Source organism: Methylobacterium sp. OAE515 (assembly GCF_041806315.1).
Taxonomy (GTDB): domain Bacteria; phylum Pseudomonadota; class Alphaproteobacteria; order Rhizobiales; family Beijerinckiaceae; genus Methylobacterium; species Methylobacterium tardum.
This window is the reverse complement of record NZ_JBGMUV010000001.1, coordinates 3168469-3186534: the sequence shown is the minus strand read 5'-3', so window position 1 is coordinate 3186534 and position 18066 is coordinate 3168469. Positions and strand designations below refer to the sequence as shown.

The 18066-nt window shown below is 71.7% G+C and carries 19 protein-coding genes; 11 read left to right on the top strand and 8 right to left on the bottom strand.

Features of this window, described 5'->3' with window-relative positions; genetic code table 11:
- The first annotated feature begins 4 nt into the window (after nt 1-4).
- The 5 genes from ABIE45_RS15675 (at nt 5) to ABIE45_RS15655 (ending at nt 4305) form a co-directional block, all read left to right on the top strand.
- Nucleotides 5-1120, top strand: a complete 1116-nt coding sequence (locus ABIE45_RS15675) for a radical SAM protein (protein ID WP_192708731.1) — start codon at nt 5-7, stop codon at nt 1118-1120.
- 25 nt (nt 1121-1145) lie between these two features.
- Entirely contained in the window at nt 1146-1661 is a 516-nt protein-coding gene (locus tag ABIE45_RS15670; protein WP_192708730.1) for a 2'-5' RNA ligase family protein, read from the top strand.
- 31 nt (nt 1662-1692) lie between these two features.
- Nucleotides 1693-2451 carry a phosphatase PAP2 family protein gene (locus tag ABIE45_RS15665; protein WP_192708729.1) on the top strand — a complete coding sequence of 253 codons (759 nt, stop codon included), beginning with the start codon at nt 1693-1695 and terminating at the stop codon, nt 2449-2451.
- A gap of 101 nt (nt 2452-2552) precedes the next feature.
- The gene (locus ABIE45_RS15660) at nt 2553-2921 is read left to right on the top strand and encodes a PilZ domain-containing protein (protein WP_192708728.1); all 369 of its coding nucleotides are present in this window, start codon (nt 2553-2555) and stop codon (nt 2919-2921) included.
- 85 nt (nt 2922-3006) lie between these two features.
- On the top strand, nt 3007-4305 hold the full coding sequence (locus tag ABIE45_RS15655; RefSeq protein ID WP_192708727.1) for a Gfo/Idh/MocA family protein: 1299 nt from the start codon (nt 3007-3009) through the stop codon (nt 4303-4305).
- Between the two features lie 6 nt (nt 4306-4311).
- Here the strand turns inward: ABIE45_RS15655 and flgH are convergent, their stop codons facing one another.
- The 4 genes from flgH to flgF are packed head-to-tail and all read right to left on the bottom strand — an operon-like array spanning nt 4312 to nt 7811.
- The gene (gene flgH / locus ABIE45_RS15650) at nt 4312-5061 is read right to left on the bottom strand and encodes a flagellar basal body L-ring protein FlgH (protein WP_192708726.1); all 750 of its coding nucleotides are present in this window, start codon (nt 5059-5061) and stop codon (nt 4312-4314) included.
- Nucleotides 5062-5097: 36 nt separating this feature from the next.
- Nucleotides 5098-6231 (bottom strand): flagellar basal body P-ring formation chaperone FlgA, encoded by a 1134-nt coding sequence (gene flgA / locus ABIE45_RS15645; RefSeq protein WP_192708725.1) that lies wholly within the window; start codon nt 6229-6231, stop codon nt 5098-5100.
- A 34-nt stretch (nt 6232-6265) separates the two neighbouring features.
- A complete protein-coding gene (gene flgG / locus ABIE45_RS15640) occupies nt 6266-7057 on the bottom strand; it encodes a flagellar basal-body rod protein FlgG (protein WP_192708724.1) in 792 nt (263 codons plus the stop codon).
- A gap of 13 nt (nt 7058-7070) precedes the next feature.
- Nucleotides 7071-7811 carry a flagellar basal-body rod protein FlgF gene (gene flgF, locus ABIE45_RS15635; RefSeq protein WP_192708723.1) on the bottom strand — a complete coding sequence of 247 codons (741 nt, stop codon included), beginning with the start codon at nt 7809-7811 and terminating at the stop codon, nt 7071-7073.
- A gap of 255 nt (nt 7812-8066) precedes the next feature.
- Between flgF and fliL the strand changes: the two genes are divergently transcribed.
- From fliL to ABIE45_RS15610, 5 genes are all read left to right on the top strand, one after another.
- Nucleotides 8067-8600 (top strand): flagellar basal body-associated protein FliL, encoded by a 534-nt coding sequence (gene fliL, locus ABIE45_RS15630; protein WP_192708722.1) that lies wholly within the window; start codon nt 8067-8069, stop codon nt 8598-8600.
- Nucleotides 8601-8661: 61 nt separating this feature from the next.
- Complete coding sequence (gene fliM / locus ABIE45_RS15625; protein WP_192708801.1) at nt 8662-9879, top strand: flagellar motor switch protein FliM; 1218 nt, start codon at nt 8662-8664, stop codon at nt 9877-9879.
- Between the two features lie 16 nt (nt 9880-9895).
- Complete coding sequence (locus ABIE45_RS15620) at nt 9896-10402, top strand: DUF6468 domain-containing protein (protein WP_192708721.1); 507 nt, start codon at nt 9896-9898, stop codon at nt 10400-10402.
- Nucleotides 10399-11259, top strand: a complete 861-nt coding sequence (locus ABIE45_RS15615; RefSeq protein ID WP_373622362.1) for a MotE family protein — start codon at nt 10399-10401, stop codon at nt 11257-11259. The genes ABIE45_RS15620 and ABIE45_RS15615 overlap by 4 nt, the downstream gene beginning before the upstream one ends.
- Before the next feature lie 111 nt (nt 11260-11370).
- On the top strand, nt 11371-11970 hold the full coding sequence (locus ABIE45_RS15610; RefSeq protein ID WP_192708720.1) for a cysteine hydrolase family protein: 600 nt from the start codon (nt 11371-11373) through the stop codon (nt 11968-11970).
- 261 nt (nt 11971-12231) lie between these two features.
- Here ABIE45_RS15610 and ABIE45_RS15605 read toward each other — a convergent pair whose 3' ends face one another.
- From ABIE45_RS15605 to ABIE45_RS15590, 4 genes are read right to left on the bottom strand one after another with little or no spacing between them, the layout of a single operon-like run.
- On the bottom strand, nt 12232-13527 hold the full coding sequence (locus tag ABIE45_RS15605; RefSeq protein ID WP_192708719.1) for a leucine-rich repeat-containing protein kinase family protein: 1296 nt from the start codon (nt 13525-13527) through the stop codon (nt 12232-12234).
- 3 nt (nt 13528-13530) lie between these two features.
- Nucleotides 13531-13722: a DUF1192 domain-containing protein gene (locus tag ABIE45_RS15600; RefSeq protein ID WP_192708718.1), complete on the bottom strand. Its 192-nt coding sequence runs from the start codon at nt 13720-13722 to the stop codon at nt 13531-13533.
- Between the two features lie 12 nt (nt 13723-13734).
- Nucleotides 13735-14955 carry a phosphopentomutase gene (locus tag ABIE45_RS15595; RefSeq protein ID WP_192708717.1) on the bottom strand — a complete coding sequence of 407 codons (1221 nt, stop codon included), beginning with the start codon at nt 14953-14955 and terminating at the stop codon, nt 13735-13737.
- A gap of 2 nt (nt 14956-14957) precedes the next feature.
- Entirely contained in the window at nt 14958-16595 is a 1638-nt protein-coding gene (locus tag ABIE45_RS15590) for an ABC transporter ATP-binding protein (protein ID WP_192708716.1), read from the bottom strand.
- A 90-nt stretch (nt 16596-16685) separates the two neighbouring features.
- Between ABIE45_RS15590 and ABIE45_RS15585 the strand changes: the two genes are divergently transcribed.
- Entirely contained in the window at nt 16686-18062 is a 1377-nt protein-coding gene (locus ABIE45_RS15585; protein WP_192708715.1) for a CoA transferase, read from the top strand.
- The last annotated feature ends 4 nt before the right edge of the window (nt 18063-18066 follow it).

Sequence of the window (18066 nt, the reverse complement as noted above, 5' to 3'; positions counted from 1 at the left end):
CGGGATGCCGCCCTCGTCCGCTCTCGCGCTCGACGCTTCCGACTCGACGGCCCGCCCCCGGTCCGCCCGCCTGTGGCGCCCGCGCCGGGTGCTGGTGACGCCGGCCGCGCTGGAACATGCGCATGGTCGGGCCATGTTGGCCCGAGCCGAGGCGCTGGGATTGCCGGTGGAGCGCCTGAGCGCGAACCGCCTGCCGAGCCCGCGTGAGGCGGATCCGCGCCGCGCCTACGCGGCTGCCAAGGCCACGCTCGCCCTGACGGTGGCACCGCCGACAAAGCTGCGGCTGCAGCCGATCCCGCCTTCGGCCGACTGGCGCTTCGACCTCGCGGAGGGCTGCCCGGCCCATTGCCAGTACTGCTACCTCGCGGGCTCGCTCCAGGGGCCGCCGGTCACGCGAGCCTACGCCAATCTCGATACGATCCTGGGCAACCTCGCCGCCTATGTCGGGCGCGGCGCGGTCACCTCGGCCTCCGCCGAGCGGGCCCACGAGGGGACCACGTTCGAGGCCTCCTGCTACACCGACCCGCTCGGCATCGAGCATCTGACCGGCTCGCTCTCGGAAGCGATCCGGCATTTCGGCGCCTGGGACGCCCCGGTGCAGCTGCGCTTCACCACCAAGTTCGCCGCGGTCGCCCCGCTCCTCGACCTACCGCACAACCGGCGCACCCGCATCCGCTTCTCGGTGAATGCCCGCGCCGCCGCGCATTACGAGGGCGGCACCGATCCGCTCGACGCCCGGCTCGCCGCCTTGGGGCAGGTGGCCCGCGCCGGCTATCCGGTCGGTCTGACCATCGCGCCGATCCTGCCGGTGCCGGGCTGGGAGGAGGCTTACACCGACCTGATCCGCGATGCCGCCGACGCGCTGTCCGGCGTGCCGGACCTCGACCTGACGGCCGAGCTCATCACCCACCGGTTCACCCCCGGCTCGAAGGCGGTCCTGCGCGGATGGTATCCGGGCTCGGACCTGCCTCTCGACGAGGCGGAGCGCGTGGAGAAGCGCACGAAATTCGGCTCCGTGAAGCACGTCTTTCCGAAGCCGCTGATGCAGGCCATGCGCGCGCATCTCACCGACAGCATGGCGCGCATCCTGCCGGCGGGCCGCGTGCTGTACTGGACCTGAGCGCCCCGGGCGCCATGTCGCCCGCATGAACGATGCCCCCCTGATCCTGACGCTCGCCTTCGACGAGCCGACCTTTGCGCGCTTCGACGGCGAGCGGCGGCGCTACTTCCCGGAGACGCTGAACGTCATCCCGGCCCACGCCACGCTGTTCCACCACCTGCCGGGCGACCGGGAGCGCGGCGTGATCGAGGCCATCACCGCCCTCGCCCGCACCCTGCCGCCCCCGGAGGTCGCCGTGACGGGCCTGCGCTTCACCGGGCGGGGCGTCGCCTACGTGCTGGAATCCGAGCCGCTGGCGGCTTTCCGGGCTCGACTCGCGCGGGAGTTCGAGCCGCATCTCACCGCGCAGGACCGGCAGGGTTGGCGCCCGCACGTCACCGTGCAGAACAAGGTCGCGCCCGAGAAGGCCCGGGCGCTCCATGCCGACCTCTCGGCGGGGTTCGCTCCGTTCCGCTTCACGGCGCCCGCGACCCTGCTCTGGCGTTACCTCGGAGGTCCCTGGGACGCGGTCGCGCGTCTGCCCTTCGGAGAAAACGCCTGATGGCCACCACCTCGCGTCTGGAGGTCGCATCGTGAGAGCGCCGGCGAGCCTCCGGGACAACCGGCTGATCCGGCCCGCCACGGCGGTCTGGCTGCGGCTGCGGCTCAACGAGGTCGGGCCCCTCGTCGCCCTGCTCGGCCTCAGCATTCTGGGCTACGGCTTCTTCTACCTCGCCCACGAGGTCGGCGAGGGATCCACCGCCGCCCTCGATCGTCGGATCCTGTTGAGCCTGCGCAACCCGGCCGACCTGTCCGACCCGATCGGGCCGCCCTGGCTCGAGGAGACGATGCGCGACATCACCGGCCTCGGCAGCGTGTTCACGGTCCTGTTCCTCACCTGCGCGGTCGCCGCCTACCTCGCGGTGTCAGGGCGGCGCCGGATCGGTCTGTACGTTCTCGCCGCGGTCGGCAGCGGCGAGCTGGTCTCGACCGTGCTGAAGGTCTTCTACCAACGGCCCCGGCCGGACCTCGTGCCGCACGGTATGGAGGTGTTCACCGCGAGCTTCCCGAGCGGCCACGCCACCATGTCGGCGATCGCCTACCTGACCCTGGCGACCCTGATCGCCCGGGTGGAGCGCAACCGGCGCGCGAAGGCTCTGGTACTGGCGCTCGGCGTGAGCCTGACGCTGCTGGTCGGCCTCAGCCGCATCTATCTCGGCGTGCACTGGCCGAGCGATGTGCTGGCCGGCTGGTGCATCGGTGCGGCCTGGGCGAGCCTGTGCTGGTTCGTCGCCCTGCAGCTTCAGCGCCGCGGCGAGGTCGAGGCGCCCGACCCGCCGCCGCCGGCCTGATCACGTCGTTAAGGTAAACCACAGGTTAAGATGGACGTCGCGGTACAGTCCGGGCTGGATGGCGGTTGTCGGGGCATCGACGTCTTTGAGGATCAGCGATCGTGATCGACCGCCGCCGCACCGCCCGCCGCCGCGTCTGCCTCGGCGGCCGCGTGCGCGTCGCCGCCTTCCTGCCGGAACTCGACTGTACCGTACGCGACGTGTCCCTGGACGGCGCGAGAATCCGCGTCGCCGCCGAGACGATCCTGCCGGACTGCTTCGACCTGTCGATTCCCTGCCGGAACGAGACGCGGCGGGTCTTCGTGGCCTGGCGGTCGGGCGCGGCGGTCGGCCTCGGCTTCGACGTGACGCAGGCTGCCTCCGCGCCGGAGGCGGTCGCCCGGCGCCTCGCCGCCAGCGAGACGGAGGTGGCGCGTCTGCGCGCCGCGCTCCTGGGTGGAAACAGCTCGGAACCCGGTCGCGTTCACTGAGTGGGCGGTCCGGCCAGCGCTGGCACCCGGCCCATGCTGCGGCGCTCCAGCGCCGTCACTGCAATCCGGCGATACGGCGAGGCTCATGGCGGACGACAACCGGCTCTCACGACGTAACCTTCTGGCCGCCGGGGGCGCCCTGGCCGGCGCCGCGATGGGAGGCCCTGCGCAGGCGGCCCCGCCGGCACCGTCCGTTCCGGCCGACACCGGCGCGGTCCAGGGCGGCCGGGTGATGTTCCCGAACTGGCGCGGCTCCGGAGATCGTCCCCCGGCGCCGACCCCGTCCCCGCAACCGCCCGGCCAGCGCGTTGGCTACTGCGTCATCGGCCTCGGGCGCCTCAGCCTCGACGAGATCCTGCCGGCCTTCGGGGAGACTAAGCGCTCGCGGCTGGCCGCGGTGATGTCGGGCTCGCCCGAGAAGGCGAAGCTCGTGGCGCGCCAGTACGGCCTGCCCGAGGATGCCGTCTACGGCTACGACGAGTGGGATCGGCTGAAGGCCAATCCGAACGTCCAGGCGGTCTACGTCGTCACGCCGAACGGCTTGCACCGGGACAACGTCGTGGCGGCCGCCGCCGCCGGCAAGCAGGTGCTCTGCGAGAAGCCGATGGCCGTGTCCTCGGACGAGTGCCGCGAGATGATCGCGGCCTGCGCCAAGGCGAGCGTCAAGCTGATGATCGCCTATCGCTGCCAGTACGAGCCGCACAACCGCGCGGTGATCAGGATCGCCCGCTCGGGCGAGTTCGGCCGACCCCGGACGATTCAGGCCTTCAACGGCCAGACCACCGGCCTGCCCGAGCAGTGGCGCCTCAAGAAGGCGCTGGCGGGCGGCGGCTCGCTGCCGGATATCGGGCTCTACTGCCTGAACACCACCCGCGCGGTGCTGGGCGAGGAGCCGGAGCTGATCCAGGCGCAGATCCACTCGCCGCCCGACGATCCGAAGTACCGCGAGGTCGAGGAGACGGTGAGCTTCACAATGCGCTTCCCGTCCGGGGTGATCGCGCAGTGCATGTCGAGCTACGGCGTCTACGAAGCGCGCTCGCTGACCCTGCACACCGGCAACGCGTCGGTCGATCTCCAGAACGCCTTCGCGTATGAGGGCCAGCGGCTCTACATCGGCCACCGCGACGGCAAGAACGCCGCCCGGGACGAGAAGGTCCTGAGCGCCAAGAACCAGTTCGCCCTGGAGATGGATCACTTCTCCCGGTGCATCCAGGAGAACCTGCGCCCGCGCACCCCCGGCGAGGAGGGCTTGCAGGACCAGGTGCTGATGGAGGCGATCTACGAGGCCGCGCGCACCGGCGCGCCCGTCAAGGTCGGCCCGCCCCAGGGTGCCGGCGCGGGCCTCGACGTGACCCGCGGGCCGGAGCCGGAGGAGCCAAGCTGAGACGCCTCAGAACGGCAGCAGGATATCGACGATCTGCTGGCCGTAGCGCGGCTGTTGCACGTCGGTGATCTGGCCGCGGCCGCCATAGGCGATCCGGGCCTGGGCGATCTTGGTCGAATCGATGGTGTTGTCGGACTCGATGTCCTCCGGCCGGACGACGCCGGCGACCACCATCTCGCGGATCTCGAAATTCACCCGGATCTCCTGCTTGCCCTCCACCACGAGGTTGCCGTTGGGCAGGACCTGGGTGACGACCGCGGCCACGTTCGTCGTCACGGTCTCGGCGCGCTGGACCGAGCCGGCGCCGTCGTTGGCGGTCGCCGAGGTCGCGGCGAGCAGCGCCGTGCCGCCGACCCCGAAGGCCTTGCCGACGGCGTTGTTCTCGAGACCGAGGGCGTTCGGCAGGCCGAAGCTCTCGGTGTTGGCTCGCGACCGCTTGGTCTCGTTGCTGATGTTTGCTTGGTCGGTGACGTTGACCTTCACGGTCAGGAGGTCGCCGAGCCGGGCCGCGCGCTGATCCTTGAAGAAGGCGCGCGATCCGGTGCGCCAGAGCGAGTTCGGCGCGTAGGAGACCGGCTGGACGTCGGGCATCGGCATCCGCACGGGCTTGTAGCCGGGCTGGGTCGTCGGATCCTCGATCGCCGACAGGGCCGGGGTCGCGCCGACCTGCGAGAGGCGGTCGGCCGTGTTGCAGGCACCGAGCGCGCCGGCGATCAGCGCGGCGGCGAGCGGGTTCAGGACGATGCGGCTGGCCATCGGACGGTTACTCTTTGACGCGGACAAGATGGGTGCTCAGCGCAGGGAGGCGGTGGCCTGGACCTGCGCGGGGGCGCCCTGCTGGGCCGTGGGGCCCGGGCTCACCGAGACCCGGCCGGGCCCGATCACGGTGGTTTGGAGAACCTTCTTGGAGGTCACGTTCACGACGTTGACGACGGCACCCATGCGGCCGCTCTCGTTGGCGATGCCGCGCATCTGCAGGCTGATGCTCGGCGTCTCGTAGACGATCGTCACGTTCTCGCCCCGGGCGACCAGCTCGGGCGGCGCCGTATCGGACACCCGCAGCACCGTGCCGGCCGACAGCGCGTGCTGGGCGACCTCCCCGAGGATCGCGGAGGCGCTCGCCTGCGCGTCGGTGGCGACGGCGTCGCGCGGGCGCCGCTCCAGGGCGATGTCGCCGTCCCTGACCGCCTCGCCGCGGTTGAGCGCGCGGGCGAGCACGGCCACTTCGCGCATCTCGATGACCACGCCCGAGACCCGCAGCGAGGCCTGGCGCTCGCCCAGGCTGACGAGGCCTGCGACACGGCGGGAGCGCGGGTCGTAGCTCAGGTCGAGGGCGGCGGCCTGCCCTTCGAGGTCCACCGGCGCCAGCAGGGTCGGCCCGTCGCCGTCGAAGCGCACCGCGACGGTGCGCGGATCGAGCCCGTAGCCGGTCTCCAGGCCGTGCTTGAGCGCCGCCTCGATCTCCGGCGGGCCGAGGCGGCGGGCGGCGCGCTGCACGGCGATCTGCAGCCGGCCTCCGGTCTCCAGACCGGTGACGCCGAGCGCCGTCGCCGCTTCGACGATGCGGCGGGTCTGGATTGTTCCGGTCGCGCCGAGCGCGGGGGAGCGGAACAGCGGGCGGGCGGCGAGGGTCGAGGGCGCGCCCTCGATCAGGTCGGCAAGGGTCAGGACGTCGCCGCGGGCGGTCACGTCCCCGCGCAGGCGCAGGCCGTCGGCCCGGGCCATGGCGGGGATCGCGAGCACGCCGAGCACCGCGACGGTCAGGACGGCGAGCACCGCGCGCAGGATGACGGCCGTGCCGAGGGGGACGACCCGCGGCCGGGGACGGCGGACGAGCGGGCTGAGGTCGCTCTCGTCGGACGCCGTGCTGACGAGGGGCAGGACGACGGTCTCGAGGGCGGGATCGGGGAGCATGCCGGCATACATGATCGGGGACCTGGAGCGGGTGCGGACTGCGCGCTTAGCTGCGGAACATCTGGGTGGTGGTGGAGAGCATCTGGTCGGCGGCGGTGACGACCTTGGAGTTCATCTCGTAGGCGCGCTGCGCGGCGATCAGCGACGAGATCTCCGTGACGGCGTTGACGTTCGCCTCCTCCAGGTAGCTCTGCTGGAGGTTGCCGAAGCCCTCGGCGCCCGGCAGGCCGCTGATCGCCGGGCCGGAGGCCGCCGTCTCGATGAACAGGTTGTCGCCGATCGATTCGAGGCCGACCTTGTTCACGAAGCGCGAGAGCTGGAACTGGCCCAGCGCCTGCGGCGCCGTCTGTCCCGGCAGCGTCGCCTGCACGGCGCCGGTGGCGCTGATCGTCACCGAGGTCGCGGTCTGCGGCACGGTGATCGCCGGATCGAGCAGGTAGCCGTCGCGGGTGACGAGCTGGCCCTGGGCCGAGAGGTCGAAGGAGCCGTCCCGCGTGTAGGCGGTCCGGCCGTCCGGCATGGTGACCCGGAAGAAGCCCTCGCCGCGGATCGCGACGTCGTAGTCCTTCTCGGTGGAGGAGAGCGTGCCCTGCGACATCACCCGGGCGGTGGAGGTGGTCTTCACGCCCGAGCCGAGGGCGAGGCCCGCGGGGAGCTGCGTGTTCTGCTCGGAGGTCGAGGAGCCCGCCCGGCGCAGGTTCTGATAGAGCAGATCCTGGAAGTGCACCTGCTGGCGCTTGTAGCCGGTGGTGCGCAGGTTCGCGATGTTGTTCGAGATGACCTGGACGTTGAGTTCCTGGGCCGCCATGCCGGTGGCGGCGGAGTAGAGGGCGCGCATCGGTCAGGCCCCCTTACGCGACGTCGGCGAGGCGGCGGATCGCCGTGCCCCGCAGATCGTCGAGGCGGGAGATCATGCTCGACACCATGGCGTAGGAGCGGTTCACGTCCATCAGCCGGGTCATCTCGATGACCGGGCGGACGTTCGAGCGCTCCAGCGCGGCCGGCTCCAGGCGGCCGTCGATCCCGGCCGGGCGTGCCGGATCCGGCGAGGCGTAGAGATTGGCGCCCTCGTTGGTGAGCCGCTGCGGGTTGGCGAAGGTGACGAGCTTGATCTTCCCGCGGATGCCGAGATTGGTCGAGACCGTGCCGTCGGGACCAATCGCCAGCCCGGTCTCCTGCGGGTTGATGGTGATCGGGCCGCCGTCCCCCACGACCTTGTTGCCGTCGCTGGTCACGAGCGTGCCCTGGGCGTCCAGCTCGAACGCGCCGTTGCGGGTGTAGCGCTCGCCCTGGGGCGACTGCACGGCGATGAAGGCGGAGCCCTTGACGGCGACGTTAAGCGGGTTGCCGGTCTGCTCGACCGGCCCCTGCCCAAGGTCGAGTGCGGTGCCCTGGTCGATGACGTAGGAGAGGCGCCGGTCCGGCCGGGCGAACGAATCCGCGCTCGCCACCGGCATCAGGTATTCCTGGAAGCGGCTGTTGCGGGCCTTGAAGCCGGTGGTCGACACGTTCGCCATGTTGTTGGCGATCACGTCCAGCTCGCGCTGGAGCGCCATCTGGCTCGATACGCCGACGAAGAGGGCATTCTGCATCGTGGACTCTGGGACTCGTGCGCCGCGGTGGCGGCAACGATCTCTTCAGCATGCGCTGTGCCACGAGGCCGAGTGCCAATTTTATGATTTTCCAGAATGACTTATCCGGAAATCCGCCGGTCGGTCCGGCCGGTCCGGACTGTGCCACGGCAAACCTGACTCGGCAGGAATTGCCTGCTTAACGGCGCGTTAACCGTGATGCTCCGATATCCGGATGTACCCGGCGCGGGGACATCCGCGAGAGAGCATTATTCCATGGCCAAGAAGCCCAAGAAGGCCTCCGCCGGGGAAGGCGAGGCCGGAGCCGAAGCCGCCCCGAAGAGCAAGAAGAAGCTCATGATCATGGTGGCCGTCGCCGTCCTGGTGGTGGCGGGCGGCGGTGCTGGCGCCTTCATGATGATGGGCAAGGGCGGGGACCACGGTGAGGGCAAGGAGGCCGCGGAAGGCGGTCACGGCGCCGGGCCGGAGGGCAAGAGGCAGGTCGTCTTCGTCGACGTGCGCGAGATGCTCCTGAACCTCAGCCCCGACATGCCTCAGGACAAGACGAAATACGCCAAGGTGCGGCTCTCCCTCGAGCTCAAGGACGCCAAGGTCGAGGAGGAGGTGAAGCCGCTGATGCCGCGCGTCGAGGACGCGCTGCAGATCTACATGCGCGAGCTGCGCGCCAGCGATCTCACCGGCTCGGTGGGCCTGTTCCGGCTACGCGAGGAGCTGCTGCGCCGCGTCAACATCGCGCTTTATCCCGCCAAGGTCGAGGCCGTGCTGCTCAAGGACGTGATCGTCCAGTGATCCGGCCCGAGACCCTCTCACGCCACGCGAAGGCCGCGCGCCAAGGCTTGATCGAGCACGCCTGATGGAACCCGAGGACGAACTCCCCGAGGACGATTGGTCGGCGGCCCTGCTGGAGCAGGGTTCCGAGGGCGGCGACTCGTCGCTCGCCGAGGAATGGGGCGCGGCCCTCGCCGAGCAGGGCACCACGCGCAACGCGGGTGACGTCGCCGCCGAATGGGCGACGATGATCGAGGACGGGGAGAGCGACAATCTCCCCGAACTCGCCGGCAACGACCGGGTGCTCAACCAGGACGAGATCGACGGCGTCCTCGGCTTCTCCATGCGCGAGCTCTCGGCCTCCGGGGCCGGGGGCGTGCAGGCCATCGTCGATTCGGGCGTCGTCCAGTACGAACGCCTCCCGATGCTGGAGATCGTCTTCGACCGGATGATCCGGTTGCTGTCGACCTCCCTGCGTAACCTGTTCCAGGACAACGTCGAGGTGACCCTCGACAACATCACCTCGGTGCGCTTCGGCGACTATCTCAACGCGATCCCGCTGCCGACGCTGCTGGGCGTATTCCGCGCCGAGCAGTGGGAGAATTCGGGCCTCGTCACGGTCGACTCCAACCTCGCCTACGCGACCTTCGACCTGCTGCTCGGCGGCAAGCGCGGCGGCCTGTCGAGCCGCCTCGACGGCCGTCCGTTCACCGCCATCGAGATGACCCTGGTGCGCCGCCTCGTGGAGATCGTGCTGGGCGACCTGGAGCTGTCGTTCCAGCCGCTCTCGCCAGTGAGCTTCGGCATCGACCGGATCGAGACCAATCCGCGCTTCGCCACCATCACGCGGCCGGGCAACGCCGCGATCCTGATCAGCCTGCGCCTCGACGTCGACGGGCGCGGCGGCATGCTGCAGATCCTGTTTCCCTACGCGACCATCGAGCCGATCCGCGAGCTGCTCACCCAGAGCTTCATGGGCGAGAAGCTCGGCCGCGACCACATCTGGGAAGGCCATCTCGCCACCGAGATCTGGCAGGCCGACGTGGCCATGGAGGCGGTGCTGCACGAGATGATGCTGCCGTTGAAGCAGGTCATGAGCCTCAAGGTCGGCGAGACGCTGATGTTCGACGCCAAGCCGTCGGACCTCATCACCGTGCGCTGCGGCGACTGGGCGCTGACGCAGGGGCGGATCGGCCGGGTCGACGGCCACATCGCCGTCCAGGTCACCCGGCCGCTGCGCCGGTCGCGCACGACCATCCAGGCCTACGAGGCCTCGATGAACAACCGATCGGACAATTAGGGGTGAGAGTCCCGGCATGAGTCTCTTCGTCACCCTCGCCGCCGACATCCTGGTCGCGGTCCTTCTCGCGGCGACGATCGTCACCTCCCTGCGGCTGTCGCGCCGGATCGGCCAGATGAAGGGCGACGAGGCCGCGCTCCGCCAGACCATCGGCGACCTGATGGTTGCGACCGGGACGGCCGAGCGCGCCATCGCGGGTCTGCGCGCGGCCATCGACGATGCCGACCGCACCCTCAATGCCAGCCTGGATGCCGCGACCGCCCGATCCGCCGAGCTGAAGCTGCAGGTCGAGGCGGGCGAGACGGTGGTGACGCGAATCGGCGCCATCGTCGCGCAGATGCGCGCGGTGCCGGCCCGGCCGGAGCCGGCGCATGGTCCGCAGGTCGTGGCCGAGCCCGAGCTTCAGCCCCTGCGCCGACCGGAGCCGTCGAGCCCGAACGGGGAGCGCCTCGGGGCCGCCGCCGCGGCGGCACTCGCCATGAGCGAGCGCGCCCTCGCCCGCGTCCGGGCGCGCGCCGCGTGACCGGGGTCAAAGCCCCGAAGGTCCCGCCGCCGAAGCCGGATCCCGAGGCGAAGCTGCGCCGCGCCGGCGAGGCGCTGCGCCGCTTGCCCCCCAAGCCGGCGCCGCCGGTGCGGCCGGCGCGGCTGCGCCTCATCAACGCCGTCGCCCTCGCGGCGAGCGGGCTCCTCGTGCTCAAACTCCTCAGCCTGCTGCAGGCCGGCCTGCCGGAGAGCGCCGCGCTGCCGGACTACAGCCGCGCGGTCGCCCGGGCCCGGACCGGCTACGAGCCGCCCGACCCGGTCACCACCGGATCGGTGGGCGCCAAGGAGGAGCCGGCCGCCGCGGCCGAGAAGGCTCCGGTCACGGCCCCGCCGCAGCCTGCGGCCCCAGCCTCGGTCTCGCCGACCGAGCGCGCGCTGCTGGAGAAGCTCGGCGCTCGGCGCGACGCCCTGCGCCAGAAGAACGACGAGCTTGAGCTGCGCGAGAAGATGCTGGGCGAGGCCGAGCGGAAGCTTGAGACCGGGCTCGGCGATCTCAAGAAGGCCGAGGACAAGGTCGATTCCGTCGCCAAGGCGAAGGAGGAGGCCGAAAAGCAGGGGCTCAAGAACATCGTGACGATGTACGAGGCGATGAAGCCCAAGGATGCCGCCCGGGTGTTCGACCGGCTGGGCCACGACGTCCTGGTGCCGATCGTGCTGGCCATGAATCCGCGCAAGATGGCCGAGGTTCTGGCGGTGATGCAGCCCGAAACCGCCGAGCGCCTGACCGTGGCGCTCGCCAACCGCGCCCGCGGCGCCGGCGGCCCGCAGGCGCTGGCCGGCTCCGGCTTGCCGGCGAACGAGCTGCCGGCGATCGATCCGGGACCGCCGGCGCACTAGACCCTCGGAGCGCATCGATTGGCTATGGTGCGCTCCGGCCCATGCGTCGTAGGGTCCAGGGCCACCGAGTTGGCGGCCGCGCCACACGCGCGGCACGATGGGAGCACCTGGATGTCCGATCTCGCGACCCTGCGCGGCCTGTCAGGCCTCAGCCCCGAGCCGGCCGGGCTCAAGGGCTCGGCGCTCGTCATGATCGACCTGCAGCAGACGTATCGCGAAGGCGTCATGCGCCTCGAGGGCGTCGAATCCGCGATCCGTGAGGCGGCGGACCTGCTCCGGCGGGCGCGCGAGGCCGGCATCCCGATCCTCCATGTCCGCCACAATGCCGGGCCGGGCTCGCCCTACGACGTCACGGCCCCGATCGGCCAGATCAGCCCGGAAGTGGCGCCGCAGGGCGACGAGCCGGTGATCACCAAGGCCTATCCGAGTTCGTTCGTGGGGACCGACCTTCAGGCGCGGCTGGAGAAGGCCGGCGTGAAGGACGTCGTGCTCGCGGGCTTCATGACGCATATGTGCGTCAACTCGACGGCGCGCAGCGCCTTCAATCTCGGGTTCCGCCCGACCGTCGTGGCCGCCGCCACGGCGACGCGCGATCTGCCGGCGCCGGACGGCAGCGTGGTGCCCGCCGCGCAGCTTCAGGCCGCGAGCCTCGCCGCGCTCGGCGACCTGTTCGCCGTGGTGGCGCGCAAGCAGGCCGACCTCCCGGATTGAGGCGGCGCCTGAAAAGGAAGTCCGAGCGCGGGAATCACGGATCTCCCGGCGGGAAGGGCTGAGTTCCCCGTCATCTCGGGGCCGCGCAGCGGAGCTCGGCATCCAGACACGCGGACCTGCCAGAACCTTGCATGGATGGCGGTTCTGGATTCCGGGCACGCCTTCGGCGCCCCGGAATGACGGTGACGCACGGGCTGTGAGGCGCCGGGAGCGGCCAGGAGACGTCGGTCCCGACGTCCCGCCGCGTCCCTTACTCAAGACTCAGTTCGCTCGCCCGATCGTGGCGATGACCTCCGGCAGGCTCGGCCGCCGCGCTGGATCGGCCTGCGTGCAGGCCCGTGCCAGACTCCGCAGGCTCTCCGGGGGGGCGGTGCAGTGGTCGAGCAACTCACCCAGCAGGATGCCGACGGCCCGCACCTCGACCCGCATCAGCGTCGAACCGGTCTCACCCGACGGCAGCGCCGAGGCCGCCCCGAAATCGCTGAGCACGGCCGCACCGGTCGCGGCATCCCAGAGGATGTTGTGGGCGTAGACGTCGCCGTGGAGCAGGCTGCGGCCATGAAGGTGTACCACCGCCTCAGCCACCGAGCGAGCGATGCGCAGAACCTGCGCCTGGTCGAGGCGCAAGCTCGGCGGGTAGACGTCGCGGCTGCAACTCGCGAGACTCGGCGGACCCGCGAGCACGCGCCAGTGCTGGGGCAGGAGCCGCAGGAGCAGCCCTTGCGCGCCGTCCGGATGTCCCGCGATCCGGCCGAGGGCGCCGGTCAGCGCCGGATGCGTGCCGGCAGCGAGGCAGGCCTCCATCTCGCGCTCGGGCAGCCCGTCGCTGGTCATCGCGCCCTTGAACAGCTTGAGCGCCACGTCCCGCGCGCCGGCGGGGCTCGTCCACACGGCCCGAAAAACCTGGCCCGAGGCGCCCTCCCCGAGCAGGTCGCCGACCGTCAGGTCGGCCCATGGGACGCGCGTCGCCCCGGCGGGCTCCGTCTCCGGCTCCGCGGGATTGCCCGCATAGGCGATCCAGGCGAGGCGCGGCAGCCGCGCCAGCCAGGCGGGAAGCGCGTCGAACCGGTTGCACGACAGGCGGATCAGCTCGAGATAGTCCGCCGCCGACAGGCTGTCGGGCAGCGCGGCGATCCGGTTTCCGGCGAGCATCAGCTTCTGCAGCAGCGGCCGTTCACCGAGGGTGTCGGGCAGGTGCTCGATCTGGTTGTCGGTCAGGGTCAGCCAGCGCAGGTCGCGCGGCAGCGAGTCCGGCGGAACCTCGCGGATGCCGCAGCCCCGGAACCCGAGCTGGCTCAGCGTCGGGCACCCGCCCAAAACCGGTGGCAGGCGGGGGAAGGGGTTGCCGGAGCCGAACAGCACCCGCAGGCGCCGCAGGCGCCCGAGATCGTCCGGCAGGTCGGAGAGGCTGCCCCGGCCGAGATCCAGCACCTCGAGCGTGTCGCCGAGATCCAGCACCTCCCGGGGGAGTTCGGCGAGCCCGTCGGGCAGCCGCAGCTCACGGGCGCCGCCGAGATCGCCGCGCCGAAGCGCGGCGAGCGTTTCGGTCCGGTCCAAGCGTCAGCCCCGCTTGAAGAAGGCGTCGGCCGCGCCCTGCGCCGCCTGCTTGGCCGCCCGCGCCGCCTCGATCCGGGCGATCTCGGCCCGCAGGAGCGCGACCCGCTCGTCGAGGTCCGAGAGCGAGAGCGTGTCCAACGGCTGTCCGACCTCGTGGGTGACGGCCTTGCGCGGCCGGTCGTCATCGTCCCGCATCGTGCGCACTCCCTAGAGGAACGGTCGTCCGGCGCCGTCCCAGGTCAGGCCGAGATGGGCCGCCACCGTGGCACCGATATCCGCGAAGGTGTCCCGCCGCCCGACCGCGCGTCCGGCGATTCCGGGACCGAAGACCAGGACCGGCACCTGCTCGCGGGTGTGGTCGGTGCCTGCCCAGGTCGGGTCGTTGCCGTGGTCGGCGGTGATCACCGCGAGATCGCCGGGCCCAAGCGCCGCCAGAATATCGGGGACCCGGGCATCAAAGGCTTCCAGTTCCGCCGCGTAACCCGGCACGTCGCGGCGGTGGCCGTGTTCCGTATCGAAATCCACGAGGTTCACGAAGACGAGGCCGCCGTCCGGCAGGTCCTTGAGCGCGTCGAGCCCGGCCGTGAGGCAGGCGGCGTTCGGACCCGGCTTGATCTCGCGGCCCGTGGCGCGGTGGGCGAAGATGTCGCCGATCTTGCCGACGCTGACGACGGCGCGGCCCGCCGCCTCCGCCCGGTCGAGCAGGGTGCGGCCGGGCGGCGCCACGGCGAAATCCTTGCGGTTGCTTGTCCGGCGGAACCCCGCCTCCGCCGAGCCCACGAACGGCCGGGCGATGACCCGGCAGACCCGATAGGGATCGCAGAGCTGGCGGGCGGTGCGGCACAGCGCGTAGAGCCGCTCCAGCCCGAACGCCTCCTCGTGGGCGGCGATCTGGAACACGCTGTCGGCCGAGGTGTAGCAGATCGGCTTGCCGGTCCGCAGGTGCTCGGCCCCGAGCGCGTCGATGATCGCCACGCCCGGCGCGTGGCGATCGCCCAGGATGCCCGGCAGCTGCGCCTCCGCGACGAGCGCCTCGGTCAGCGCGTGGGGGAAGGCCGGCCGAGTATCGGGAAAATGGCCCCACGGCTCGGGCAACGGCAGGCCGGCGATCTCCCAATGGCCCGAGGGTGTGTCCTTGCCGGCAGCCGTCTCCACGGCGTGGCCGTAGGCGCCGCGCGGCGCGCCGTCCGGTGCCAGGCCGGGCGGGATCCGGCCCGACGCCCCGGCGGCCGCGAGCCCGAGACCGAGCGCGGCCAAATGCGGAAGCCGCAACGGGCCGGCGCGCAGCCCGGGCCGGTCGCCGCGTCCCGCCGCGCAGGCGTCCGCGATGTGCCCGAGCGTATCGGACCCGGCGTCGCCGTAGGTGTCGGCATCCGGGGCGCCGCCGATGCCGACGGAATCGAGGACGATGAGGAGCGCGCGCGCCACGGTCAGGCGGGCTCCAGCTCGGTGGGCGCGTCGCTGTCGAGGGCGAAGGCAGCCTTGAACAGGGCCTGCGTGTAGGCGGTCTGCGGGCTCGCGAAGATCGTCTCGGCGGGGCCCTCCTCGACCACCCGGCCGTTCTGCATCACCACCACGTAGTTCGCCAGCGCGCGGACCACCTTCAGGTCGTGGCTGATGAACAGGTAGGCGAGGCCGCGCTCGCGCTGGAGATCGCGCAGCAGGGTCACGATCTGGGCCTGGACCGAGCGGTCGAGGGCCGAGGTCGGCTCGTCGAGCACGACGAAGCGCGGATTGAGCACGATGGCCCGGGCGATGGCGATGCGCTGGCGCTGGCCGCCGGAGAATTCGTGCGGGTAGCGGTCCATGGCGGCCGGGTCGAGGCCGACATCGCTGAGGGCCTTCGACACCACGGCGCGGCGCTCGGCCCTGGAGCGCACGGCGCCCTGAACCACCAGCCCCTCGGCAACGATGTCGGCCACCGACATGCGCGGCGAGAGCGAGCCGTAGGGATCCTGGAAGACCACCTGCATGTCCTTCCGCAGCGGCCGCATCTGCGCCACGCCGTAACCGTCGATCGCCTTGCCGAGGAACACGATCGGGCCCTCCGAGCCCGTCAGGCGCAGCAGGGCAAGCCCGAGCGTCGTCTTGCCGGAGCCGGATTCGCCGACCACGCCCACGGTTTCGCCAGCCCGCACCCGCAGGGACACACCGTCCACCGCCTTGACGTGGCCGGTGACGCGCCGGAGCAGGCCGGTCTTCAACGGGAACCAGACCTTGAGCGGCCCGGCCTCGACCAGCGAGGGGGCGTCGGACGGGACCGGGTTGGCCCGACCCTTCGGCTCGGAGGCGATCAGGCGCCTCGTGTATTCGTGCTGCGGGTTCGCGAAGACCGCCCTGGTGGCACCGGCCTCCACGATCTTGCCCTTCAGCATGACGCAGACCCGGTCGGCGATCCGCTCGACGATGCCGAGATCGTGGGTGATGAACAGCATCGCCATGCCGAGGCGCTTCTGCAGATCGGCCAGCAGCGCTAGGATCTGCGCCTGCACGGTGACGTCCAGCGCCGTGGTCGGCTCGTCGGCGACCAGAAGGTCCGGCTCGCAGGCCAGCGCCATGGCGATCATCACCCGCTGGCGCTGACCGCCCGAGAGCTCGTGCGGGTAGGCGCCCATGCGGCGCTCGGCGTCGCGCAGGCCCACGAGCTCCAGGAGTTCGAGGATCCGGCGCCTTGCCGCCTTGCCGCTGAGGCCGCGATGGAGGCTCAGCACCTCGCCGATCTGCCGCTCGATCGAGTGGAGCGGGTTGAGCGACGTCATCGGCTCTTGGAACACCATGGTGATGTCGGCACCGCGCACGTCGCGCATCGCGCGCTCCGGCAGGCCGGCGAGGTCGCGCCCCTTGAACAGGATCCGGCCGTCCTGGTGAGCCGCGCCGTCGAGGAGCCGCAGGATCGCCAGCGCGGTCACCGACTTGCCGGATCCCGACTCGCCGACCAGCGCGACGGTCTCGCCGCGGCGGATCGTGAAGGCGATGTTGTCAACCGCCCGTGTCTCGCCCGCGCGGGACCGAAAGGCGACGGACAAGCCCTCGACGGCGAGGAGCGGCTGGTTTTCGGCCTCTGACATGCATCCCTTATAGCGCGCGTGCGCCGCGGCCCTAGTCTCTGCGGCCGTAAGGATGATCTGCCCGCCCACGCGGATTCATGGGAGTTCGGCATGAGGGAAGGGACCGAGGCATTCGCCGCACGGATCTGGGAGACGCTCGGGGGACCGCCCCGCGCCCTCGACAGCCTCGATATCACCGGCACCGGCACCCTGCCCTCGGCCTTCGCGGTCACCGAGCTGGCCGCCGGTTCGATCGGCGCAGCGGCGTTGGCGCTCGCGGAGATCGCGGGTGCGCGCGGACCGGTTCGCGTGGACCGAAGGCTCGCGGGGCTCTGGTTCGCGACTTCGTTGCGGCCGGAGGGCTGGACCGTGCCGGCGCCCTGGGATCCCGTCGCCGGCGACTACGCCACCCGGGACGGCTGGATCCGCCTCCACACCAACGCCCCGCACCACAGAGCCGCGGCCGAGCGGGTGCTCGGGGCGCAGGCGGATCGCGCCGGCATGGCCCGGGCGGTGGCGGGTTGGGCCAAGACCGAGCTGGAGGCCGCGATCCTGGCCGAGGGCGGCTGCGCCGCCGAGATGCGCGGGCTTTCCGAGTGGGCGGCGCATCCGCAGGGGCGCGCGGTGACGGCCGAGGCGCTCGTGGCCTGCGCGCCGGCCAGCGACCGGACGGAATCGCGCTGGGTGCCGCGTCCTGAGCGGCCGCTCGCGGGCCTGCGGGTGCTCGATCTGACGCGGGTGCTCGCCGGGCCGGTGGCGACGCGCTTCCTCGCGGGCTTCGGGGCGGACGTGCTGCGGATCGACCCGCCCGACTGGAACGAGGCCGCCCTCGAGCCGGAGGTGACGCTGGGCAAGGCCTGCGCCCGTTTGGACCTGCGCCGGGATCCGGACCACGCGATCTTCGAGGCGCTGATGGCCGAGGCGGACGTGCTCGTCCACGGCTACCGGCCCGGCGCCCTGGACGGGCTCGGCTACGGCGCAGAGGTGCGGCGGGCACTGGCGCCCGGCCTCGTCGAGGTTTGCCTCGACGCCTATGGCTGGACCGGGCCCTGGGCCGGACGGCGCGGCTTCGACAGCCTCGTCCAGATGAGCTGCGGCATCGCGCAGGCCGGGCAGGACTGGCGGAAAGCCGGAACACCGGTGCCCCTTCCCGTCCAGGCTTTGGACCACGCGACCGGCTACATGATGGCGGCCGCGATCCTGCGGCTGCTGGCGCGCCGGCTCTCGGACGGGACCGGCGGCCAAGCCCGGCTCTCGCTCGCCCGGACGGCGGCACTTCTGGTCGCGTCGGGGCCGGGAGCGCCCGATCAGCCTGCCGTCACCGAGGCGGTGGATGACCTTGCCCCGGAGATCGAGACGACGGCGTGGGGGCCGGCGCGGCGCCTGTTGCCGCCCGCGACCGTGCCGGGCGCCCCAATGCGCTGGGACCGGGCGGCGCGCCGGCTCGGCGACGACGCCCCGGCCTGGGCGGCGGACCGGATGGATTGATCCG